General features: G+C 44.4%; 24 protein-coding genes. 16 read left to right on the plus strand and 8 right to left on the minus strand.

Annotated elements, in window-relative coordinates; all coding sequences use genetic code 11:
• The first annotated feature begins 1 nt into the window (after window position 1).
• Both AC4E8B_RS07795 and AC4E8B_RS07800 read left to right on the plus strand, forming a co-directional pair.
• Window positions 2-937 carry an ABC transporter ATP-binding protein gene (locus AC4E8B_RS07795; protein ID WP_490218010.1) on the plus strand — a complete coding sequence of 312 codons (936 nt, stop codon included), beginning with the start codon at window positions 2-4 and terminating at the stop codon, window positions 935-937.
• Between the two features lie 382 nt (window positions 938-1319).
• Complete coding sequence (locus tag AC4E8B_RS07800; RefSeq protein WP_490218011.1) at window positions 1320-2519, plus strand: putative glycoside hydrolase; 1200 nt, start codon at window positions 1320-1322, stop codon at window positions 2517-2519.
• 172 nt (window positions 2520-2691) lie between these two features.
• On the opposite strand, the gene AC4E8B_RS07805 is transcribed toward AC4E8B_RS07800, so the two are convergent.
• Window positions 2692-2874: a hypothetical protein gene (locus tag AC4E8B_RS07805; protein ID WP_022543609.1), complete on the minus strand. Its 183-nt coding sequence runs from the start codon at window positions 2872-2874 to the stop codon at window positions 2692-2694.
• A 262-nt stretch (window positions 2875-3136) separates the two neighbouring features.
• Here AC4E8B_RS07805 and AC4E8B_RS07810 point away from each other — a divergent pair, with 262 nt between their 5' ends.
• The 6 genes from AC4E8B_RS07810 (at window position 3137) to pepF (ending at window position 10630) form a co-directional block, all read left to right on the plus strand.
• Window positions 3137-3712, plus strand: coding sequence for a GNAT family N-acetyltransferase (locus AC4E8B_RS07810; protein WP_490218012.1), 576 nt, complete (start codon window positions 3137-3139; stop codon window positions 3710-3712).
• A 430-nt stretch (window positions 3713-4142) separates the two neighbouring features.
• Window positions 4143-4538 carry a transcriptional regulator SpxA gene (gene spxA / locus AC4E8B_RS07815; protein ID WP_009794105.1) on the plus strand — a complete coding sequence of 132 codons (396 nt, stop codon included), beginning with the start codon at window positions 4143-4145 and terminating at the stop codon, window positions 4536-4538.
• Window positions 4539-4905: 367 nt separating this feature from the next.
• The gene (gene mecA / locus AC4E8B_RS07820; protein WP_490218013.1) at window positions 4906-5574 is read left to right on the plus strand and encodes an adaptor protein MecA; all 669 of its coding nucleotides are present in this window, start codon (window positions 4906-4908) and stop codon (window positions 5572-5574) included.
• 84 nt (window positions 5575-5658) lie between these two features.
• Entirely contained in the window at window positions 5659-7176 is a 1518-nt protein-coding gene (gene cls / locus AC4E8B_RS07825) for a cardiolipin synthase (RefSeq protein ID WP_490218014.1), read from the plus strand.
• Between the two features lie 281 nt (window positions 7177-7457).
• Window positions 7458-8672 carry a competence protein CoiA gene (locus AC4E8B_RS07830; RefSeq protein ID WP_490218015.1) on the plus strand — a complete coding sequence of 405 codons (1215 nt, stop codon included), beginning with the start codon at window positions 7458-7460 and terminating at the stop codon, window positions 8670-8672.
• A 128-nt stretch (window positions 8673-8800) separates the two neighbouring features.
• Window positions 8801-10630 (plus strand): oligoendopeptidase F, encoded by a 1830-nt coding sequence (pepF, locus tag AC4E8B_RS07835; protein ID WP_490218016.1) that lies wholly within the window; start codon window positions 8801-8803, stop codon window positions 10628-10630.
• Window positions 10631-11548: 918 nt separating this feature from the next.
• On the opposite strand, the gene AC4E8B_RS07840 is transcribed toward pepF, so the two are convergent.
• The 6 genes from AC4E8B_RS07840 to AC4E8B_RS07865 all read right to left on the minus strand — a co-directional run bounded on the left by AC4E8B_RS07840 (window position 11549) and on the right by AC4E8B_RS07865 (window position 14934).
• Window positions 11549-11728, minus strand: a complete 180-nt coding sequence (locus AC4E8B_RS07840) for a hypothetical protein (protein ID WP_490218017.1) — start codon at window positions 11726-11728, stop codon at window positions 11549-11551.
• Between the two features lie 110 nt (window positions 11729-11838).
• The gene (locus AC4E8B_RS07845; protein WP_490218018.1) at window positions 11839-12069 is read right to left on the minus strand and encodes a hypothetical protein; all 231 of its coding nucleotides are present in this window, start codon (window positions 12067-12069) and stop codon (window positions 11839-11841) included.
• Between the two features lie 28 nt (window positions 12070-12097).
• Window positions 12098-12949, minus strand: a complete 852-nt coding sequence (locus AC4E8B_RS07850) for a ClpXP adapter SpxH family protein (RefSeq protein ID WP_490219568.1) — start codon at window positions 12947-12949, stop codon at window positions 12098-12100.
• 23 nt (window positions 12950-12972) lie between these two features.
• Window positions 12973-13380: a globin domain-containing protein gene (locus AC4E8B_RS07855; protein WP_490218019.1), complete on the minus strand. Its 408-nt coding sequence runs from the start codon at window positions 13378-13380 to the stop codon at window positions 12973-12975.
• 304 nt (window positions 13381-13684) lie between these two features.
• Window positions 13685-14305 (minus strand): lytic transglycosylase domain-containing protein, encoded by a 621-nt coding sequence (locus AC4E8B_RS07860; protein WP_490218020.1) that lies wholly within the window; start codon window positions 14303-14305, stop codon window positions 13685-13687.
• 29 nt (window positions 14306-14334) lie between these two features.
• Window positions 14335-14934, minus strand: a complete 600-nt coding sequence (locus AC4E8B_RS07865) for a CYTH domain-containing protein (protein WP_490218021.1) — start codon at window positions 14932-14934, stop codon at window positions 14335-14337.
• A 122-nt stretch (window positions 14935-15056) separates the two neighbouring features.
• Here AC4E8B_RS07865 and AC4E8B_RS07870 point away from each other — a divergent pair, with 122 nt between their 5' ends.
• From AC4E8B_RS07870 to AC4E8B_RS07885, 4 genes are all read left to right on the plus strand, one after another.
• Window positions 15057-15419 (plus strand): UPF0738 family protein, encoded by a 363-nt coding sequence (locus AC4E8B_RS07870; protein WP_490218022.1) that lies wholly within the window; start codon window positions 15057-15059, stop codon window positions 15417-15419.
• Between the two features lie 87 nt (window positions 15420-15506).
• Window positions 15507-16145, plus strand: a complete 639-nt coding sequence (gene yjbM / locus AC4E8B_RS07875) for a GTP diphosphokinase (protein WP_490218023.1) — start codon at window positions 15507-15509, stop codon at window positions 16143-16145.
• 71 nt (window positions 16146-16216) lie between these two features.
• On the plus strand, window positions 16217-17014 hold the full coding sequence (locus AC4E8B_RS07880) for an NAD kinase (RefSeq protein ID WP_009794119.1): 798 nt from the start codon (window positions 16217-16219) through the stop codon (window positions 17012-17014).
• Between the two features lie 17 nt (window positions 17015-17031).
• Window positions 17032-17919, plus strand: coding sequence for an RluA family pseudouridine synthase (locus AC4E8B_RS07885; protein WP_490218024.1), 888 nt, complete (start codon window positions 17032-17034; stop codon window positions 17917-17919).
• A gap of 34 nt (window positions 17920-17953) precedes the next feature.
• Here AC4E8B_RS07885 and prpE read toward each other — a convergent pair whose 3' ends face one another.
• Entirely contained in the window at window positions 17954-18694 is a 741-nt protein-coding gene (prpE, locus tag AC4E8B_RS07890; protein WP_490218025.1) for a bis(5'-nucleosyl)-tetraphosphatase PrpE, read from the minus strand.
• A 156-nt stretch (window positions 18695-18850) separates the two neighbouring features.
• Between prpE and mgtE the strand changes: the two genes are divergently transcribed.
• From mgtE to AC4E8B_RS07910, 4 genes are all read left to right on the plus strand, one after another.
• A complete protein-coding gene (gene mgtE / locus AC4E8B_RS07895; protein ID WP_490218026.1) occupies window positions 18851-20224 on the plus strand; it encodes a magnesium transporter in 1374 nt (457 codons plus the stop codon).
• A gap of 18 nt (window positions 20225-20242) precedes the next feature.
• Window positions 20243-22102: a monovalent cation:proton antiporter family protein gene (locus tag AC4E8B_RS07900; protein ID WP_490218027.1), complete on the plus strand. Its 1860-nt coding sequence runs from the start codon at window positions 20243-20245 to the stop codon at window positions 22100-22102.
• Between the two features lie 138 nt (window positions 22103-22240).
• The gene (gene fabI / locus AC4E8B_RS07905) at window positions 22241-23014 is read left to right on the plus strand and encodes an enoyl-ACP reductase FabI (protein ID WP_490218028.1); all 774 of its coding nucleotides are present in this window, start codon (window positions 22241-22243) and stop codon (window positions 23012-23014) included.
• 291 nt (window positions 23015-23305) lie between these two features.
• Window positions 23306-23872 (plus strand): CotO family spore coat protein, encoded by a 567-nt coding sequence (locus AC4E8B_RS07910; protein ID WP_490218029.1) that lies wholly within the window; start codon window positions 23306-23308, stop codon window positions 23870-23872.
• Window positions 23873-23935: the final 63 nt, after the last annotated feature.

Below are 23935 nucleotides of genomic sequence, written 5' to 3' on the forward strand. Positions count from 1 at the left end.
AATGGCTGAAAAATTAATTGAAATCAAAAATCTTAAGCAGCACTTCAATGTAGGCCGCCCTAATATGGTTAAGGCAGTAGACGGCATCTCATTTGACATCTACAAAGGCGAAACGCTTGGCCTTGTAGGAGAGTCCGGCTGCGGCAAATCAACAACTGGAAGGTCGATCATCAGGCTGTATGATGCTACAGATGGACAGGTCCTTTTTGAAGGCGAGGATGTCCATGGGAAGAAATCGGCCAAAGAACTGAAGAAATTCAACCGCAAAATGCAGATGATTTTCCAGGATCCATATGCGTCGCTGAATCCGCGTATGACTGTAGCTGATATCATTGCAGAAGGCATTGACATCCATGGGCTTGCCAATAGCAAGAAAGAGCGGATGGAAAGAGTCTATGAGCTTCTTGAAACAGTCGGCTTGAACAAAGAGCATGCCAACCGTTATCCGCATGAGTTTTCAGGCGGACAGCGCCAGCGTATCGGAATTGCCCGCGCTCTTGCCGTACAGCCTGAATTCATCATTGCAGATGAGCCGATTTCAGCGCTTGATGTTTCCATTCAAGCACAGGTTGTCAACTTGATGAAGCAGCTGCAGCGTGATAAAGGATTGACTTATCTGTTTATTGCCCATGATCTGTCAATGGTTAAATATATCAGTGACAGGATCGGGGTTATGTACTTCGGGAAGCTGGTTGAAATTGCTCCAGCCGATGATCTGTACAACAACCCGCTGCATCCATATACACAGTCCCTTCTTTCTGCCATTCCACTTCCGGACCCGGAAACAGAGAGGACAAGAAAGCGTACAGCGTATGATCCTGCTGACCACAGCTACACTGACAGCGATCAGCTGGAAATGCGTGAAATTGCACCTGGCCATTATGTGTATTGCTCTGAAAAGGAAGCAGCACAATATAAGGCGCAATACAAAAAATAACAAAAGACGATCTCATTCCGAGATCGTCTTTTGGCTTTTATTTACATCAAAACAAAGGAACAGAGTTGATCCATAAACAAAATTGGTGTGATGTAAATAACTAGGCTGTAAAAACAATCTATTTCGGAACATGAAGTATCACTTTAACCCTTTTTCTCATTAACGCAAATTACTTGTAATAATAATATAACATTTTGATAAAAATTACTATTGAAAATTTTCGATTTATTCAATGAATAACTTTTGGAATTAAAAAAAGTTCCAATTTTATGTGTATTAGGCAAGCATAAAGGGAATGAGTACCATGTTGTTGCTTTTTACATATGTAAATAGAAGCATGCTGCCTTTATAATGAAATTATAAGATAGGAGGGATACGGAATATGAAGGCTCTAAAAATGACTGCGGCTGCAGCTGCCTTGTCTTCGCTCATTACAATGCATGCCAGTGCTGCTGAGAGCGAAAGGCTGTCAAACAGCTCTATGCCCGTTAAAGAATACATAGAAATGAAAAAGGAACTGCCAGCAGCCATGGCACGATTCAAATATGATTCAGGCTACACATTTGACTATCCTGATGCTGTCAGGGGAGTCTATGTTACCGGGCATTCTGCCGGAGGAGAAAAATTTAATAAGTTAGTAGATTTGATAGACAAAACTGATTTAAATGCCATGGTTATTGATATAAAGGACGACTGGGGCAATCTGACTTATAATCCTGAAGGAGAATCGCCGTACAGCTCAATCGGCAAACCCTACATAAAAGACCCTGCAAAGGTTTTGAAGACAATGGAGGAGAAGAAGATTTATCCTATTGCCCGTGTGGTTGTCTTTAAGGACAGCGTATTGGCTAATGCTAAGCCGGAATGGTCCTATAAAGATGGAAATAAGGTCTGGTCAAATGGGAGAGGCGAATCCTTCGTAAATCCATTTCTGAAAGAAGTATGGGATTATAATGTCGGGATTGCCATTGAAGCTGCGAAGATGGGCTTCCAGGAGATCCAATTTGATTATGTCCGTTTTCCGGAAGGGTTTGAAAAGCGGGAAGATACTTTAACTTACTCTACTGGAGAGTATACTGACGGTGATGATAATGTACAAAGAAGGGTACATGCTGTCACAGACTTTGTTGCCTATGCAAGAGAAAAACTTAAGCCTTATGATGTACAGGTTTCCGTTGATATCTTTGGTTACAGCGCAACACTGCCGGAAGCGCCGGGGATAGGCCAGAATTTCTCTAAGATCTCCTCCAATGTGGATGTGATTTCTTCCATGATTTATCCAAGCCATTGGACATCCTATTTCGGCATCAGCAGGCCTGATCTGGAGCCATATAAGCTTGTGGCTGAGTATTCCAAGGTTGAGAAGAAGAAACTTGCTGCACTGGAACAGGCACCTGTTTCAAGGCCATGGCTTCAGGACTTTACGGCGTCCTGGCTGGGTACAGGGAATTACAAGACATACGGCAAGCAAGAGGTAGAAGCTCAGATCAAGGCCCTTAAAGACCAGGGTATTAATGAATATCTACTTTGGAATGCTGGCAATTCCTATACGCCAGGCGTTGACTATACACCAGGGGAATAAAAAGAGGGGAGCCGGGCAAATTTGCCCGGCTTCCGTTTTTGCTCAATTGTACGGTCATTTTACAAAATAAGACTGTATACTGCTGACTGCAGTTCTCTAAAAAGCGATTTCATCATGGTGTTATTTGACACAGAAGCTGTATGCGGTATCATAGTATATGGCAGGATCAGATTTACTTTCTGCCGCCTACATTTTTCCACCCAGTCTGCACCTTAGCGGATTGATCCACAAATTCGGATTTTCGTTTACCGCCGAACAGCTTCTCGCCGATTCCATTAGCTGCAACTCCAATTATAGCAGTAATCCCAATCACGAGCAGGGCAACAATCGATAAATCCGCGGCAAATTCAATCATGATAAACCTCCATCTTTCTTTTCACAGCGGCGCTGCGAATGATTTGTACAGCCAAATGCCAGTAACCCTTTCTATTTATTGTAAAAGAACGGCAGTTATTAGAAAAGGTTTATTGTATAAATACTTTTCTATTTGGCAAATTATTAGTGTATTTTCGTGTGCGATGCGGAGCTGGGCAAATTACGCCCGGTAACATCCGTGAAAGTGTAGCGAAAGATGGATGCTTATCGGGACTGGAATATTAAATCAAAGGAGCTAAAATATGCATTGGTATGAAAAATTGAATCAATATTTCCCTATTGAAGAAATGAAATCCCGTGAGCATATGGAAACATTGCTTAAAGAACGCGCTGAAATCTATCATAAGGACGAAGGGGATAACCATGTCCTGATGTACGTTGAACTGGATAACTTTGTGTTTATTGACTACCTGTTTGTTTCAAAGGCGGCCAGGGGGCAGGGACTGGGCCATAAACTCCTTGACAAGCTTAAGAAAAAGAGAAAGCCGATCATCCTTGAAGTAGAGCCGGTCGATTATGAAGACACCGACACGGAAAAAAGGCTCAAGTTTTACAAGCGGGAAGGCTTTGAACATGCCCAATCAATCGGCTATAGAAGGCGTTCGCTGGCAACGAAGGAAATCAACAGCATGGAAATCCTTTATTGGGCTCCAGGCAATGAATCGGAAGAACTGATTTACGACAGCATGAAGAAGACGTATGAAATGATTCATACGTATAAAGATGCACATTTCTATGGAGAATCCTACCAGCCGGTAGAAGAAGTGCTGACATTTGAAGAAGACAAAAGTTCTGAAGATGTCCTGAAAGGGCTTTAGGTAAAATGCTGCTATTTTTAATAGCAGCATTTTCATTTTCATAAATTAATTGAGAATTAAAAATAAGGTTTAATGATTGGACAGGGCGGGTATTAAACATATAAAGGTCAATTGCGGCAACGGGCCATCTTGAAACTTCCGTAAATATGGCTGTCAAACAGTGAAAGATAGAATCTATCAAAAATTTTTGAAACTTTTATCTTTCTCATACGTCTTATATAGTAGAATGCTTAAGAAAAATGAACTGTAGAACCTTTGCATAAGTCTTTTAGCATATTTCCAAAAAGGGATACCAAATGCATCTTTAATGGTGTATAATTAATATAAATTACTAATTTAAAGTAATTTTAATTAAGGGTTCATATTTTCTGAGTATAATTCTTGTAAAAGATCTTTATATATGTCTAATTAAGGAGTGTGAATTTGTAAAATGGTCACATTATACACTTCACCAAGTTGCACATCTTGCAGGAAAGCGAAATCATGGCTTGAAGAGCATGAAATAGGCTATAAAGAGCGGAATATCTTTTCCGAACCCCTTTCAATCGATGAAATCAAGGAAATCCTTCGAATGACGGAAGATGGTACGGATGAGATTATATCTACGAGATCAAAAACATTCCAAAAGCTTGACGTAAACCTCGAAACCATGCCGCTTCAAGAGCTGTTTGAGTTGATTAAAGATAACCCCGGCCTGCTGCGCCGCCCGATCATTATCGATGAAAAGCGCCTCCAGGTTGGCTATAATGAAGACGAAATCAGACGATTCCTTCCGCGCAAAGTGCGTACGTATCAGCTGCGGGAAGCACAGCGAATGGTTAATTAATGAAAAAGCCTTTTATCTCTCTGAGATATGAGGCTTTTTATTTTTCTCCATTTTTCTTCTTGTTTTCCCCAATTTGTATCATTATGGGCCATAACGCCTTATCGGCAAGCTCAGTTGTTTGTACACAATTAATTTTTTTGGTAAGATTAACTGTACTAAAATGAAGCATATAGGCATATAATGGTTTTTTGAAACCTGCTTCATTTTAATTCCCTTTATCCCCTTATTGTCATAAAATAGGAGTATAAGGCAACAATACTGTTACCTTCCTAGAAAGATTAGAGCCATTTATATTGGGTAAAGGATAAACAAACATCTTATGGGGGTATTTAGTCCCTTCAACAATCGCCGGAAGGGAGAGTTCTGAATGGAAATTGAACGGATTAATGATAATACTGTTAAGTTTTACATTTCTTATATTGATATAGAAGAGAGAGGCTTTGACCGGGATGAAATCTGGTACAACCGGGAGCGGAGCGAAGAACTCTTTTGGGAAATGATGGACGAAGTGCATCAGGAAGAAGAGTTTATGGTGGAAGGTCCTTTATGGATTCAGGTACAAGCTTTGGATAAAGGGCTTGAGGTGCTTGTCACCAAGGCGCAGCTTTCCAAAGACGGCCAGAAATTCGAACTTCCCGTGCCAGAGGATAAACTGAAAGATCTGCCTGTGGAAGAGCGGATCGAGGATTTGCTGGATCAGCATTTCACAAAGCATGAAGACGAAGAAGACTCTTCTTATGAAGATAATCTTGAGTTTCTTCTGAAATTCAATGATTTTGAGGATGTCATTTCCCTGTCCAAAACTTCCAGCCTCGATTCCTTGGCAACAAAGCTTTATTCATTTGAAAATAAATACTATCTGTATGTTGAATTTCCTGACGAAGAAGAGATCGATGAAGAGCAGATTGATAATGCTTTGAGCATCCTTCTTGAATTCGGGCATGAAACCCAGACGACGATCCACCGGATTGAAGAATACGGCAAGCTTATCATAGGTGAGGGTGTATTCGGGGAACTCAGGAAGTATTTTGATTAAACAATGCCGATTTCTGAATGAAATCGGTGTTTTCTTTTTATATAGAAGGCAGCATGAGCTTGCCGGTTGGGACAGGTGACAGCAATGAAAAATGCCGTTAGGATTATCATATTCAGCGGATCCCTGATCTTCCTCCTATTTGCAATCAATAAATTCTTTCCCGTCAATGGCGGCTTTTTAGGCTACTTCAGCCTTTTGGTGACTTTATCCGTCATTTTTATAGGGTTTATCATTTTCCTTGAAAACCGCCATCCCTCACAGACTTTGACATGGCTCGTGGTTTTGGGGGGATTCCCCCTGCTCGGATTTATTTTCTACCTCCTTTTCGGGCGCAACTATCGGAAGGAAAAGATGTTCCGGAAAAAATACTTTCTGGATAAGGAAGCTTTCAGGAAAGTGCAGGAAAACCATGGGAGAAACTATGCTGAAAAAGTGCGCCAGATGGGAGAACACCAAAGGAAGCTGTTCCGTTTGGCACATGAAATTGGAAACAGCCCGATTTCGTTTGCCACAAGTACTAGAATCCTTACAAATGGAGAAGAAACCTTCAATCAAATTCTGGAGTCCCTCCGGAATGCCACCCACCACATCCATATGGAATATTATATTGTCCGCCACGATCAAATTGGGATGGAGATTAAAGAAATACTCATGCAAAAGGCGAGGGAAGGGGTCAAAGTTAAATTCTTGTACGATGCTGTGGGCTCCTGGAAGATATCCAAGAAGTATACTCGCGACCTAAGGTCATCTGGGGTGGAGACAGCTGCATTCGGGCCGGTAAAAATGCCGCTGCTGAACAGCAAGTTCAACTTCCGCAACCACCGCAAAATCATTGTCATTGACGGCAATACAGGTTTTATGGGCGGTCTCAATATCGGGGATGAGTATCTGGGGCGCAATGCCCATTTCGGTTTCTGGCGAGATACCCACCTGATGCTCCAAGGGGAAGCAGTCCGCACACTGCAGCTCATTTTTCTGCAGGACTGGTATTATATGACCAATGACAGCTTTTTGACAGCTGAATACCTGACCCCGGTTCCTGAAGAGAACAACCATGGAGGAGTTCAGCTGATTGCAGGGGGACCTGACAATGAATGGAGTGTTATTAAGAATATATTTTTCTCGATGATTACCTCTGCAAGGGAGTCTGTGTGGATAGCTTCCCCGTACTTTATCCCTGATGAAGATATCTTCACTGCACTCAAAGTGGCTGCTTTAAGCGGGGTTGATGTCCGCCTGCTGGTGCCCCATCGTCCTGATAAGCGCATTGTTTTCCATGCGTCCAGGTCTTATTTCCCTGAATTGCTTGATGCGGGAGTAAAGGTTTATGAGTATCAAAAAGGCTTTATGCACAGCAAAATTGTGATTGTTGACAATGAGCTCGCTTCTATCGGGACTTCAAATATGGATATGAGAAGTTTTCACCTGAATTTTGAAGTCAACGCTTTTCTTTTTAAAACTCACAGTACACAAAAGCTTGCTTCTGAATATCTGCTTGATCTTGATAACTCCAAGGAAATCACAGGGGATTTGTTCGGCAAACGGCATATCGGATACAGGCTGCTGGAATCAACTGCCCGCCTGCTGTCGCCCCTGCTTTAAGATATATGCCGTTAACATATGAGGAGAATGCCGCAGCAGCTGCTGCGGCATTTTTCTATGAAGAGGTAATCTCTGGCAGGATATCCATTTCAAACAGCGAATTAATAACTAGGTTATGTTAAACATTGTTGTTTTTAGGGTCTGTCAGCCAGATGTTCATTCTGCCTTATTTCAGCTATTCTGAAATGCTAATAAAACACAGTTTTTCACACCAATCAGCCCGAGATCAACATGGAACACTAACAGAGCCAAGAACAAAGAAAAAAGATAGGAGGCGAATTATGCTTACAGCAGTCCGTAAATCAGGCAAGACCATCAATACTGCTGACTTCACGGATAGGGAAACGCTGCGGAAGCTCAGGGTAAAGGAGGGGAACTTCCTCTGTCCAGTCTGCAGGGAAAGAGTTATGCTGAAGGTGGGAACCCGTAAGATCCCCCACTTTGCACATTTTAAGGAACATTCCTGTGAAGCATCCTTTGAAAATGAGTCAGACTATCATTTGAAAGGAAAACTGGATATTTACCTGTGGCTGATGGCCAATAAAGTGCATGCCAGGCTGGAAACTTATATAAAAAGCATCAAGCAGCGCCCTGATATATGCTTTGTGTACGGAGGGAAGAAATATGCCGTTGAGTTCCAGTGCTCCCCTATTCCGGAATCGCTGTTTGCCAGCAGGACGAAGGCTTATAAAGAGGCAGGTTTTACACCAATCTGGATACTGGGAGGAAAAGAGATCAGGCGGACCTCAGCCCGAAAAGCAAGCTTCTCTGAATTCCATTTTAGTTTTACCAATCATTCATTTTATGCTCCATATCATTTGCTTTCATACTGCCCCGATGCACAGAGCTTTATTTTCCTCTCCAATATTTGCCCGCTCACCACCCGCAATGTGCTGACAGACTTCTCAGTCATACCGCTAGCTGAAATGAAACCTCCAAATCTTATAAATGCCCCGTGGATTTCCCGTTTTCCGCCTGCAGACTGGCAGAAGGAAATCTTCAGGCTGCAGCAAACCTATACGCTGACTCCCAACACTTTCAAACACCCCTTCTACATGGCCATATATCAAGCTGGCTTAAATCTCTCTCTGCTCCCGCCGCATATCGGCATTCCTGTCCGCCATTCACCATGGATATTAACACCTCCGCTGATCTGGCAGGGGTATCTGCATACTGATTGTTTCAAAGGCCTGAAACCTGGAGGGAAGGTGACTGAAAATGAAATCCTGCAGTCACTGAATGGGCGTATACGGGCTGGCGATGTGAAACTCAGGGAACTCCCCCTTGCAGAGGGAGAATACAGTCTGGCCATAACAGAATATTTAACCCATTTATCAGCATCCGGGATCTTTCAGTTTGAAGGAGAGGGAAAGTTCAGGCTCGTTCAGGAATGGATCGTCCCTAAGACAATGAATGAAGCCGAGCTGTTGAGAATGCGCTTTTATAAAAGAATGGAGGAAGCGGCTGACAGTGGCATTCATCATGGAAGGCAATAATGAAAACAGCATTACTGACATACAATAAGGAGGTATATTAAAGAAGGATTTTGCCCCTTAAAGGTAGAAATAACTAGTGAACCGATTTTTATTTAAACCACGAAATGACCGAAATGGAGGATATAAACATGGCAAATGAAACTGCAGTAAAGAAATTGCCTTCAAGAAGCGATATAAAGCCAGAGGACACATGGAGACTTGAAGATATTTTTTCAACAGACGATGCCTGGGAAAAAGAATTTCAGGAAGTAAAACAGCTGCTGCCTGCAGCGGGCGGGTTCCAGGGTAAATTGGGTGACAGTGCAGACAAGTTATATGAAGCCCTTCAATACCAGGATCATCTCCTTGAAAGGCTGGGCAGGCTCTATGCATATGCCCATATGAGGTATGACCAGGATACGACCAATTCCTTCTACCAGGGTCTGGATGACCGCATCAAGAACCTGTATTCCCAGGCAGCAAGCAGCCTGGCCTATATTGTGCCCGAAATCCTGGCAATCGATGAAGAGAAAATCAGCAGCTTCCTTGACGAAAAAGAAGAGCTGAAGCTTTATAAGCATTCTTTGGAAGAAATCAATCTTCAAAGGCCGCACGTATTATCAGCAGAAGCAGAAGCACTGCTTGCACAGGCTTCAGAAGTCCTTGATGCACCAGGGAACACATTCGGGATGCTCAATAATGCCGATCTTGAATTCCCATCCATTAAAGATGAAAACGGCGAAGAAGTCGAGGTTACACACGGCCGCTATATCCGCTTCCTCGAAAGCAACGACCAGCGGGTCCGCAGGGATGCCTTCAAAGCTGTCTATGATACTTATGGTAAATTCAAGAATACTTTTTCAAGCACTTTAAGCAGCAATGTCAAAAAAGACAATTTCTATGCGCGTGTCAGAAATTATGATTCTGCCCGCCATGCTGCACTTTCGGATAATAATATCCCTGAAAGCGTCTATGAAAATCTGGTCAATACGGTCAACGATAATCTGCACCTTCTCCACCGCTACATTAAGCTGAGAAAAGAAGTTCTTGGTCTTGAAAAGCTTCATATGTATGACCTCTTCACACCGCTTGTCAAAGATGTGAAGATGGAAATTCCTTATGATGAGGCAAAGGAATATATTTTAAAAGGACTGGAGCCGCTGGGTGAAGAATATCTTTCCTTATTGAAAGAGGGTTTTGAAAACCGCTGGGTCGATGTCCAGGAAAATAAAGGGAAGAGAAGCGGAGCCTACTCTTCAGGCGCATATGGCACAAATCCATATATCCTGATGAACTGGCAGGACAATGTGAACAATCTGTTTACCCTTGCCCATGAATTCGGGCATTCTGTCCACAGCTACTATACAAGAAAAACGCAGCCATATCCTTACGGAAACTATTCAATCTTTGTGGCTGAAGTGGCTTCTACTTGCAATGAGGCCCTGCTTAACGACTATCTGCTTAAAACGATTGATGATGATCAAAAAAGGCTTTACCTTCTGAACCATTACTTAGAAGGATTCAGGGGCACAGTGTTCCGCCAGACCATGTTCGCTGAATTTGAACATCAAATCCACCAGAAAGCCCAAAATAATGAAGCTTTGACAGCAGATGCGCTGACACAGGATTATTATGAGCTGAACAAAAAATATTTCGGCGAAGAAGATATCATCATCGACGAGGAAATCGGGCTGGAATGGTCAAGAATCCCGCATTTCTATTACAATTACTATGTATACCAATATGCTACAGGCTTCAGCGCAGCAACTGCACTAAGCAAGCAAATCCTTGAGGAAGGCGAGCCGGCAGTCGAAAGGTATATCAACTTCCTGAAGGCAGGAAGCTCGGATTACCCGATTGAAGTGCTGAAAAAAGCGGGTGTTGACATGACAAGCCCTGCTCCGATTGCAGATGCCTGCAAGGTATTCGAGGAAAAGCTGAATGAGATGGAAGAACTTTTGAACAGGGTTAAACAGTAAAGCAGAGAAGGGGATGGACTTTTGTAAGAGGTTCTCTTTTTTGGGGTGCTAAACATGTAAAACCACTCAAAAAGCATGTTAAATCGTTTATGATTTAGCATGCTTTTTTTTTTGTATAGTAAAATCTATGACATTTTATTGGCGAAACCACACCGGGGAAGAACATTCTCATACTATTAGTTTCTGTGCTAACACGCTTCAGGAATGGCGTATTTTAAACATGAAATAGATAGACTCAGGGGGGGAAGTTTTAATTAAGAGTTCGGCAAAAAACAAAAGAAAACCTGTAATGGACTTTTGATACTATTTCTTTTTTTACAATATAGGAACGTGATAGGAACGCGGCGGCTTACTGAGGTTTTGGATGAAGAAATGCTGCAAGTGAAGCATATTTATGTTCTGTTGCTGCCGGGGAAGCGGCGGAAGTGGTGGTTTGATTGAGAGTGGGGTGCTGAATCTGGGAATTTGGCGTTTTATTGTGTGGCCGGTGGGTGGATTGGGGATTTGGAGGGCGGTTATTTGCGAGATTTTTGATATATTTGCGGGTTTTAAGATATATTTGCGAGTTGGGGTGGGAGGGAATGGCGAAGCTGAGCGGCTGTCTGGCAGGAAGGGAGCTTCTGCTGGACGGATATTAGCAACTTTTCCGTTTTATTAGCAACTTTTCAATTATATTAGCAACTTCCGCTATATATTAGCAACTTTTCAATTATATTAGCAACTTCCGCCATATATTAGCAACTCCACTCTGCCACACCCTCACCTCGGCCAGGAATCATCCCCCGCAAAACCGTTCCAAACCAGCTCCGGCTCCTAGGTACTCACTAATAACACATCAGGCCAGAAGATTAAAAAACAACCTTCCGTCTGCACGTCTCAAGCTTGTTCCACCTCAACAGCCGCCTCAGCATTTTCCGCTTAAAAACCTTTAAACCGCTTTCTTTCACTAATGTATAGCACCAGGCTCAAAAGCGCCAGGAATAAGAGCGGTGAGGTGACGATGAGGGGCAGCATCTTCATGAGGCCCAATATATTCAGAATGAAAGCAGCAGCGACTGCCAGGATGATCAGAAATAAGATGGCTTTATTTTTAAGCATGCTTAACCTCCTGCTAATAGTTTCAGAGCTTGTATATGTATATGCAGAGTGGGGGGATAATTTCGTAACAATTCTGTGAAGAGGTGAACAAACGGTTGTTTAGCCTGCTTTCAATAAGATAAGATATATTTGTGACATAATTCACAATCAACCAATCTATTCAACCAACCAACCAACCAACCAACCAACCAACCAACCAACCAACCAACCAACCAACCAACCAACCAACCAACCAACCAACCAACCAACCAACCAACCAACCAACCAACCAACCAACCAACCAACCAAACCCCTTCTGAAACATAAAAAACTCCCACCCTGAAATAAGAAAAGCCCTGCATATGCAGGGCTTTTCTTATTTCCTAATTGCTATTCTCCGCAGTATCTCCAAAAAGTCCCGTATTTTGCAGGGAGCTGTTCGACGAGCTGCTTCAGCTGGAGTTTTTTCATTTCTTTTTCCACCTGGGAAACTGTCATATTGTATACAACTGCGATTTCCTTGGTTGCCACCAGTTTAAAGTATTTCAGGAATGCTTCGAGGGGTGGCGGCTCGGAAGGTTCAGGCTTCGTCTGCAGCATTTCTTCAATGATCTGCACATACACTTCATAAGGGTAATAGCCTGTGACTTTGATTCCTTCCTCTTCAATATTTTCATTAAAGAATACGAGTGTAGGGATTTCCTGTACGTCCATTTCTGAAGTGATTTTCAGGTCACACTGAAAAGCTTTAGCTGCGCTGTCTGAGTGGATATCGGCAATGAATTCGACAACATCCAGGCCAACATTCTGTGCACAGGATTTGAGTACATCAAAGTTTGAAACGTTCTGCTTTTCAAGGAAAAGCACCTCCTGCAGCTTCCGCAGAAAGCGGATGCCTGCTTTTCTTCCCTGCAGCTCGGCAGCCTTTATGGCAATTGAAGCCAGGTGAGGGGATGAAACGGGATTTTCAAACCAGACGCTGCCGTCGCATGACATGCCTGAACGGCTTGCAGTTTTTTCCCAATAGTCAGCAAGGCTTTCCAGCTTCTGTTTTTTCCCCATGTTCAGGGAGGCAAGCCTGCCGCTAAGGATATGCTTAAAGGAGAAGTAGCTTCCATACTCTATCATCAATTTCTTAATAATTGGTTCCAGCGCCCAGCACTCGGGACAGAGAGGATCGATGAACATGTAAATCTCAACCCGCTTTTTCTCGCTGCCCTGGCAATGAGGAGATGCATGCATGAATTGAGATGTTTCTTTTTCCCTCACGTGCTCTCACCTTTCATCATATCTTTTTCTGGTGTATTGACCATATGCTGTGCGGTTAATGCGAGCCTGGAGAAGAAATGCTGCCTGAAGCTGCCTTCCAATCCTGTTGCATCCATAGCCTGTTCCATGCATGACAGCCAGGCCTTTGCCCTTGTTTCCGTAATTTCGAAGGGAAGGTGGCGTGCTCTTAGCATAGGGTGCCCATGTTCGGTTGTATATAAAGCAGGTCCGCCAAGATATTGTGTCAGGAACTGTTTTTGCTTTCTGGCCGTCTCAGTTAAATCATCAGGGAAGATAGGAGCGAGATCAGGGTGCTGTCCAACCAGGCTGTAAAAAACATCAACCAGCCGGTGAAGTTTTTCTTCGCCAATAGCATCGAACGGTACATTCATTTTCTCGGCCATTATAAAAACTCCTTTTCGAGTTTAATAAGTAAGTTTCCAAAGAATCAGTTATAGCAGGAACCATCATTTTGCAGTTAGGGTCTCTGTGCTTTCTTTATTTTAACAACGCCCTTTTTATATCTCAAACAAATAGCTTGAGGACAAGCAGAACAAAGGGGCGGCATTCATTACTTTAACCAATATCACGGAATTTTTCCAGCGTGAACCATTGTCAGGTCAGTATGAAGGGGAAAAGAGGTTTGTTTTCACCAAAAAAAGCCTTCTGCAGGGCCTGGGGCTGCAAAAGGCTTTCTCGCATTATTCTTTAAGAGAAGAAGCTGCCGGTTACTTTTTTTACATAATTCATTGTTTCTTTAAAAGGAGGGATCCCTCCGTATTTATCAACATTTCCCGGGCCTGCATTATATGCTGCAAGCGCCTTTTCAATGTTTCCGCCGTACCTGTCCATCATTTCCCGCAGATATTTGCTGCCGCCGAATATATTGTCACGTGGGTCAAACACATTTTTGACGCCAAGTCCTCTGGCTGTTTCGGGCATGAGCTGCATCAGCCCTGAAGCGCCGGCAGCACTGGAAGCTCCGGGATTGAAGTTGGATTCCTGCTTGATGACAGAGTGGATGAGCTTGGCCGGAAGCTTGTACAGCTCTGCTGCCTCATTGATGATATCTGAAAAGAGTTCTCCATGCCCGCCTGAAAGTTTTGTAAAGCTTGCTGGAGGCAGGGCGGCCGCCATTTTCCCAGACAGGTAGGCGTCTGCACCTGCACCTGCAGACAGCTGGTCCTTGGGCGCCTCATCTGCTGCAATCATCTCATTCATGATACTCGTGAAGACACTGCCCAAGCCGGAGTCTGAAGGGGTACTGTTTCCGCCGAAATTCTGCAGGGCCTGGAGTTCTAGCATCACTTTCAGTTGGTCAATGTTCATTGCTGGCTCCTTATATAACTGCTATAGCTTTAATCATTAGCAGTGTTCATTTTTAATTTTTGGGTGTAAAACCTCTTAATTTTATTTTCGGTCTTTCTTTCGGGAATGTTTAGGGTTTTCAGGAAAAGGATGAATTCCTTCTTTCCTTTTTCGCTGTCACTTACCTCATATTCTAATTCATAATCCTCACAATTTAAATAGGAACTATGGTCGAGAACCATCAGGCCGCCTTTATAAGCTTTTTCGGCCCGTCTGGTAGAAAGGGATCCAAAGTATTCGAGTTCGGCTGCAGGAATATGCATGACTTCCAGTGCATCTTTTATAAGGCCGTCCGGAATCGAGCCTGTGTTCATGCAGGCATCAGCTTCCAATTGCGAAAGCTGTATATTTGTCTCGAGCAGCCCTTCGCCGGCTGGCTGCTTGAGCGTCATTTCATATGTCCCATTTTTCATGCGGATCCTTAACGCGCTCATTTTATTCTTCAGCTTAAAGTCTGGTGTATCGAAATAATGGTTTTCCTGCATGAAAAAATCTGCCTGCCCAACCTGGAGGAAGGCTGCGGCTTCCTCGAATTCATGGTGCTCAAGCAAATTCTTAAATTCTATTTCAATATGCTGCGAATGGCTCATATATTATGTGCTCCCTCCGGGTTTAGTCAGTTTTATTATCTCTTTCCTTCCCGCAGACTTCAATCCTTAGGATATAGAAACAACCTGTGATAAAATAAAGGGGAGTATTGGAGGTAGAATTCATGAATAAAAAAATAAACATAATCAAGGCGGCTCTTACAGAAAAGAACGAGCTGCTGCTGGAAACAGAGCAGGATATTAATGGGCTTAAGGCAAATGAACAGATGCTGGTCGATTCAGATAACCTGGCGTTTGTTTATATTGCGGAAAGCAATGATGAATATACATACATAGCCCTTTCAGAAGGCATCTGGGCCGTCATGAGCCAGGCGCTTGCAGCAGGGGCGGATGCCTATCTGGCAAACGGTCCTGACAGGCTGCCCCTTCCGCAATTCAGGGAGGAACTCGGCTATCTGATCGAGAATATTAAAGGCAACAGCAATTATGGAGATGAAATGGTGGCAAAGGTAGAAGCCGCCTTCTGACAAGCGCAGTAGCCCCCCGGCAGAAAGGCTGGCGCACCCCGGCCTTTCTCCGGAAAACAGAGAAAATGGGATGAGGTGAAGATGCGCATGAAGCATTGGGATCATTTTTTAGCACCTTATAAGCAGGCTGTCGAGGAATTGAAGGTGAAGCTGAAAGGAATGAGGGGCCAGTTTGAACTGGATTCCTCGAATTCCCCGATTGAATTTGTGACAGGCAGGGTAAAGCCGATTGCGAGCATATTGGATAAAGCCAATCAAAAGGGGATCCCGCTTGATAAATTGGAAACCGAGATGCAGGATATCGCAGGCTTAAGGATGATGTGCCAGTTTGTGGATGACATAAAACTTGTTGTTGAAATGCTCCGGAGAAGGAACGATTTTGAGCTGATAGAGGAACGGGATTATATTTCCCACAAAAAGGCAAGCGGCTACCGTTCATATCATGTTGTGATAAGATATCCTGTCCAAACGATCAATGGCGAGAAAAAAATCCTTGTTGAAATCCAGATAAGGACGCTGGCCATGAACTTTTGGGCGACTATTGAACACTCATTAAATTACAAATACCGCGGCCAATTCCCTAAGGATATACAAATGAGGCTGAAAAGGGCCGCTGAGGCTGCTTTTCGCCTGGATGAAGAAATGTCTTTGATCAGAGGGGAAATCCAGGATGCACAGGCGTTCTTCACACGGAAGAAAGAGCATCAGAAGGAAGGCGGAAGCTGACGGCTGACAGCCTTCTGTCCACACCCGGGCAAGGGGCAGACAGCGATTTTGAAAAGGAGAGAGAAAGCACAATGAAATTTGCCATAACGTCTAAAGGCGACTCCAAATCAAATACACTTATGCATAAAATGAAAACGTATTTACTGGATTTTGATTTAATATATGATGAGGATCAGCCGGATATCGTTGTATCCATAGGCGGTGATGGCACACTTCTTTATGCTTTCCACCGGTACAGCAGCAGGCTGGAGAAAACGGCTTTTGTCGGCATACATACAGGCCATCTTGGCTTTTATGCTGATTGGGTGCCGGAAGAGATTGAAAAGCTTGTGATTGCCATTGCCAAGACGCCGTACCAGGTGATTGAATACCCTCTTCTTGAGGTGATCATCCGTTATCAGCATGGAGGAAGGGAAACGAGATATCTTGCCTTGAATGAGTCGACAGTCAAGAGCATCGAGGGCACACTTGTGATGGATGTGGAAATCAGGGGACAGCATTTCGAGCGCTTCAGGGGAGACGGGCTTTGCCTGTCCACTCCATCAGGAAGTACGGCTTATAACAAAGCGCTCGGAGGGGCCATCCTCCATCCGTCTCTGCCTGCCATTCAGTTTGCGGAAATGGCTTCCATCAATAACCGGGTATTCAGGACGCTGGGTTCACCGCTTGTCCTGCCGGCCCATCATACGTGTATGCTCAAGCCGGTCAATGTACCGGATTTTCAGATTACAATCGATCATCTGACGCTCCTGCACAAGGATGTAAAGTCAATCCAGTTCAGGGTGGCGGATGAAAAGATCAGGTTTGCCCGATTCCGCCCATTCCCATTCTGGAAAAGGGTCCATGATTCATTTATTACCGACAACTAAGAAGGGAAGGGCCGTCCATGGATTCGTTCACATTAAAATGGAGAATCGACAAGCAGGACAGCGGACAGTCCATAAAAGATTATCTGAAGCAGCGTGACATTTCAAAGGCTGCCCTGACTGACATTAAGTTCAGCGGCGGGAAGATTGAAGTGAATGGCAAAGAGGAAAATGTGCGCTATATGCTAAAGGAGGGCGACAGCCTTTACCTTATGTTCCCTTCTGAGATGCCGAGTCCGGGAATGGAAGCAGAAGACATCCCGCTGGCTATCGTTTATGAAGATTCTTATGTTCTGGTTGTCAACAAGCCAGCCGCCATGAGCACAATCCCATCCAGGGAGCATCCCCGCGGCAGCCTTGCGAATGCCCTCATCGGCTATTACAGGAAAATCGGCCTGGCATCGACTGTCCATATCGTTACAAGGCTTGACCGCGACACTTCCGGGCTGGTCCTGGTCGCCAAGCATCGCCATGTCCATCACTTAATGAGCAAACTGCAAAAGGAAGGCCGGGTGAAAAGAACCTATGAAGCCTTTGCAGAAGGGGAAATCTTTCCTGAAGAGGGAGCCATACAGGCTCCGATTGCCCGCAAGCCGGACAGCATTATTGAAAGGGAAGTCAATTTCCAAGATGGGCAGTATGCCTGTACATACTACAAGGTAAAGGAGACCGGTGAGTTCACACATGTGGAGCTGGTGCTTGAAACAGGGAGAACCCACCAGATCCGGGTCCATCTTTCCCATCTCGGACACCCCCTGCTTGGGGACGGGCTGTACGGAGGGAATAAAAACAAAATCAGCCGGCAGGCGCTTCATTGCCGGGAACTCCGCTTTTTCCACCCGTTCCTGGACAAGCAGCTTAGCTTCTCAGCCGGGCTGCCCGATGATATGAAGAATTTGCTGGAATAAAAGACAGCCGCCTTCAAAGGCGGCCGTTTTAATATTAAAGCATTTCCCGGAACTTTTCTGCCACCAAAGGCATGGACGAGCCGACAGAAGCCAATTCCATTTCCGGGTATCTCAAGGCCGTAAGCTTATTGCCAAAAACGGCACCTGTATCAATATTATAGGTAGAATTGATGGTGCGGGGTTCTTTAACGGGCGTGTGGCCATAGACAATGACCCTCTCTCCTTTATACTCCTTTGCCCAGTCTCTTCTTTCAGGAGTGCCGTCCGCATTGTTTTTTCCGGTAATGTCTCCGTATAGTACAAAAGTTTTCACCTTTGCATTATTTTTCCCGATGTATTCTTCCTTGATCCCCGCATGGGCGATGACGAGCTTTCCGCCGTCAAGCACCTGATAGAGGGGAGCCTTTTCATACAGTTCCATGAATTTTCTTCTTATTTCCTTTTTTTCCTTATAGGGAAGGGCTTCATATTCAGCAGCAGTCGTTTCAAGGCCGTGGGTGATCTGGACTTTGTTGCCCAGGAAAAAGCGGTAAAGCTTGTTGCAGTGGTTGCCCGGTGAATAATAGGCTTCCTGCCGCCTGGCTGCAAGCTCCCAGACAATTCCGACCGTTTTCAGCGACTCGGGGCCCCGGTCAGTCAAATCACCGACAAAAGCAAGCTTTCTCCCATCAGGATGGGCAGGGATGCCGGTTTCCCAGGAATAGCCCAATTTCAATGTAAGTGTTTTGAACTCAGCAAAACATCCATGAATATCCCCTATGATATCAATCTTCATTCTGTTCCTCCTCCGCCTATCATTCAAGCAGGCCTCACTCTGTATATTTGAAATCCTCAAAATATTCCTGTGGGAAGATTTTAATGACGACAAAAAAACAAACATTTGCTAGTATAGTAAAGACTGTTTCAGTATACCCGGAAGGAGGGGGAAATCATGCCCGATATGCAAGAAAGACCAGCAGAGCAATATAACCGCGAGCTGCTGCTCCAATCTTTACAAAATGAAGATTTAGATGTTTTCAGGGAAGAGTTTCTTGATCTGCACCCTTATGATCAAGCTTCATTTTTTAAGGAGCTGGAGGAAGAAGCCCGTTCAGTCATTTATCAATTCCTGTCCCCTGAGGAAATGGCAGATCTTTTTGAAAATCTGGAAGTGGAAGAGGAAGAATACAAAGATGTACTGGCTGAAATGAATCCAAGCTATGCAGCAGATATGCTGTCAAATATGTATGCCGATGATGCGGTCGATGTCCTGAATGAACTGGACAAAGACCAGGCTGCAAGCTATCTGACCATAATGGACAGTGATGCGGCACAGGAAATCAAAGACCTGCTGCATTATGAAGAATATACGGCCGGAAGCATCATGACGACCGAATTCATTTCTCTTTCTGCAAATCAGACGGTCCGTTCTGCTATGTATATCCTGAAAAATGAAGCCCCCCGGGCCGAAACTATCTATTATGTATACGTGGTGGATGAGGACAAAAAGCTGGCAGGGGTCATTTCTCTCCGTGATTTGATTGTGAACGATGATGACACGATGATAGCGGAAATCACCAATGACAGGGTCGTATCGGTATCGGTGGGAGAAGACCAGGAGGAAGTAGCAAGAAAAATAAAGGATTACAATTTCCTTGCGGTCCCGGTTGTCGATTTTCAAAATCATTTATTGGGAATCATAACAGTTGATGATGTCATGGATGTCATGGAAGAAGAGGCATCAGACGATTATTCCAAGCTAGCAGCGGTTTCTGACATGGATACTCTTGATCGAAGTCCATTTGCTGCTGCCAGAAAGAGGCTGCCATGGCTTATTATTCTGCTGTTTCTGGGGATGATGACTGCCAGTCTGATTGGACGGTTTGAAGAAACGCTGAGCAAGGTGTCAATACTGGCTGTGTTTATACCGCTTATCGCCGGTATGGCTGGAAATACAGGCACACAGGCCCTGGCAGTCGCTGTACGCGGGATTGCAACAGGCGATCTTGAAAGAGAGAACAAATCTAAGCTTATTTTCAGGGAAGCCGGGACAGGGGTCATTACAGGGACAATCTGCGGGATTTTGGTCAGTCTCGCTGTATGGCTCTGGCATGGCGATATCTATCTTGGCCTGCTTGTCGGCATTTCCATTTTCTCTACATTGATTGTTGCAACACTAGCAGGGGCGCTCGTGCCATTGATCATGCACCGCATGAATATTGACCCGGCAGTTGCTTCAGGACCTTTTATTACGACAATAAACGATATTATCAGTATTTTAATTTATTTTGGGATGGCCACATTGTTCATGAGCTATCTGATTTAAGTCAGAGGAGGAATAGATATGGAGCATGGAGCATCTGTTGCTTCTCTTGTTATAGTCATTCTTGCAGCGTTTATTACACCTATTGTGCTGCATCGATTGAAATTAAACTTTATCCCTGTCGTCGTGGCAGAAATCATTGTCGGCCTCATCATAGGAAAGAGCGGATTTGATCTGGTACATGAAGACATGTGGCTGGAAACTCTCTCGACCCTCGGCTTTATTTTCCTTATGTTTTTAAGCGGGCTTGAAATTGACTTTTCAGCTTTTAAAAAGAGCAAGAAAAGAGCAGTCCTGCCAAATGGAAAGCCTGAGCCAAACACGTTTTTTGTTGCGTCCATTGTGTTTGTCGGGATTTTCGCTGTATCGCTGCTGCTTTCCTATTTGTTTGTCCTGGCAGGATTCATTGATAATGCCTTCCTGATGACCTTGATCATTTCGACAATATCCCTTGGGGTGGTAGTACCAACATTGAAAGAAGCCCATCTGATGAAAACAGGGATCGGGCAGATCATCCTTTTGATTGCAGTCATTGCCGACTTGGCTACAATGATCCTTCTGGCTGTCTTTGTGTCGCTTTATGATGGCGGCGAAGGCAATACCTGGCTTCTGCTAGTATTATTCGGAGCCGGAGTCATCCTGTTTTTTGTTGGGAAGAAATTCCAGAAACGCAATTTCATTGAAGCCATGTCAACCGGTACAGTCCAAATTGGGACCAGGGCAGTTTTCACACTCATTCTGCTCTTGGTTGGCCTTTCAGAAACGGTTGGCGCGGAGAATATCCTTGGTGCATTCCTGGCGGGTGTGCTTGTGTCCCTCCTTGCACCAAATCAGGAAATGATCCATAAGCTGGACTCATTCGGTTATGGCTTCCTGATCCCTATTTTCTTTGTGATGGTCGGTGTCGACCTTAATGTTTGGACATTATTCAGCGATCAGAAGATGCTTATGCTTATTCCGCTTCTGCTGATTGCCCTGCTTGCTTCCAAGCTTGTCCCTGTTCTCATTCTTAAGAAATGGTATGACGCAAAAACCGTGATTTCATCAGGGTTCTTGCTGACATCCACACTGTCCCTTGTCATCGCGGCAGCAACCATCGGGGAAAGGATGGAAATCATCACAGCAGAGATGAGCGGAACGCTGATTCTGGTAGCCATCATCACCTGTGTGCTGACTCCGATCGTATTCAAAAAGCTTTTTCCGAAAGAAGCGGCAGAGGAAAAAATGCTCAAAGTCGCCTTTATTGGTGCAAACCAGCTTACCCTGCCGGTTTACAGCGAACTGAAATCACCGCTGTATGAACCGAAGCTGTATCATAAAAAGCAAGAGAAGTCTGATAAGCAGATTGCCGATTCCCTTTTTGAAATTGAAGAAGTTGAGGATTTCACAGTGGAAGTCCTTGAGGAGACAGATGTCTTCAGTTCGGATATTGTGGTCATTTCTACAGGTGATGAAGAAGCAAATGCCACATTGTCCGTCGCTTTCAAAGAACGGGGAGTAGATCGTGTCATCTGCCGTATCGAGAGCCCTGACCTGGAGGAATCCCTTCGAGAGCAGGAAGTGGAAGTCTTCTCAGTGCTTTTATCGACAAAGGCGCTTTTGCGTGCTCTGATTGAATCTCCGAGTGTGATTAATATCCTGACCAATCAGGAGACGTCCCTGTATGAGATCAAGCTGCTGAACAGCCAGTTTGACGGCATGACTTTAAGGAGGTTTCCATTTACCGGGGATGTTATCTTCGTCCGCATTTTCCGCGGAAAGGATTCGATCGTCCCGCATGGTGATACTGAGCTCCAAATGAATGACAGGCTGATTGTAACAGGCTCTAAAGAGTATGTAGATGAATTAAAGCGTGAGCTTGAGTTCTGTGAGTGGTGTTAGCATTCAGTTTTCGTAAAGCCGGCCCAGTAGCATGGGCCGGCTTTCTTATTTCTTCTGCAGCACTTTCCTTTTGCCTGATTATGTAGTAACATTAGTACTAGGTACTAATAACATGTATTAATATAGGAGGCACCGACTATGACTCTTTCTTTAGCTGGAAAAACATATGTTGTAATGGGAGTGGCCAATAAACGCAGCATAGCATGGGGAATTGCCCGTTCACTGCATGAAGCAGGAGCGCGCCTGATATTTACATATGCAGGAGAACGCCTTGAAAAAAGCGTTAAAGAGCTGGCAGGCTCTTTGGAAAATGCAGAAAGTCTTGTAATCCCGTGCGATGTCACAAATGACCAGGAGGTAGCCAAGTGCTTTGCTGAGATTAAAGCCCAGGCTGGAACCATTCACGGAGTTGCCCACTGCATCGCCTTTGCCAATAAAGAGGAGCTGCAGGGAGACTTTATGAACACGACCAGGGACGGATTCCTTCTTGCCCATAATATCAGCTCTTACTCTTTGACAGCAGTGGCAAAGGAAGCAAAAGAACTGATGACTGATGGAGGAAGCATTGTTACTTTGACCTATCTGGGCGGAGAGCGCGTCATGCAGAATTATAATGTCATGGGAGTGGCCAAGGCGTCCCTGGATGCAAGCGTCAGGTATCTTGCATCAGATCTTGGCAAAGCCGGGATCCGAGTCAATTCTATTTCTGCAGGCCCGATCCGCACCTTGTCTGCAAAAGGTGTCAGCGACTTCAATTCGATTTTGAGGGAAATTGAAGAAAAGGCACCTCTGCGCCGCATCACCACACAAGAAGAAGTCGGAGATACTGCGGTGTTCTTATTCAGCGATATGTCCAGAGGAATTACGGGGGAAAACATTCATGTTGACTCCGGTTTCCATATCATGGGCTAAAAAAAATCGGCAGGCCAATCTTGGCCTGCCTTTTCAATATGTAAATGGGGGGGAAAACCCTGGTGCGGGGAAATGCCTTTCCCCGCACTAAGGTTTCTTATATGGCAACAATATCACATGATTATGAACAATATATTCCCGCCGTGTTAATCCTTTGTAAAGCTGCCCCCTGCAAGATGCACATCTGATTTCTCTCCTTAACCGCAATGTCAAGATCCTTAGCTGCCCAGTAAACGAATCGGCCCATTTTGCATACATATATGAAGGAGAAATAATGCGGAGGTGCACAGGGTGGAGAAAAAAGAGAAAAAAACAAAAGAACCTATGCTTTATATTCATCAGCCAAGCTTTAAAGTGCCGGATATCAAAATGCAGGAAGTTTACTCTGCAAAAAATGATAAAAAGCAGGAGAAACTTCCGGCAAATCGTCAGGCACCTGATAACCATAAAAAAAGTAAGGCGGCCGGACAAAGGGAAGAATCCATTTTCGGTCCAACCAGCCAGGAACCAGATCTGCCAGAAGGAAAAGAAGCCGTCCAGTCAGCCATCAGTGATTATCAGGAGGCCCAGCTTGAAAAAAAGGAAGAAGAATCACGGAAAAAGGGGTTCTTTTCTTTTCAAAGGGTTAAGCCCTTCAAAGAAATGAATGTGGACGAAAGGCTGGATTATCTGCTCAATTTCCCAAAGCAGCTGCCGCCGGTTCCCTGCCTGATTTCCACAGAAGATAAGACCTACAGGGGGATTGTGCACGGCATGCCTTCTGAAGATAAGGTGGAGCTAAAGCTTATGGATCAATCCTTTGAAACATTAACGGTAAAGGCTATAAAGGAAATCAGGATGATAGGCTTTACAAGATGACAAGAACATGAAAAAGCCAGCCCTTGGGCTGGCTTTTTTAATGAATGAAAAACTGCCTCCGCA

The organism is Bacillus sp. SRL543 (assembly GCF_984799205.1).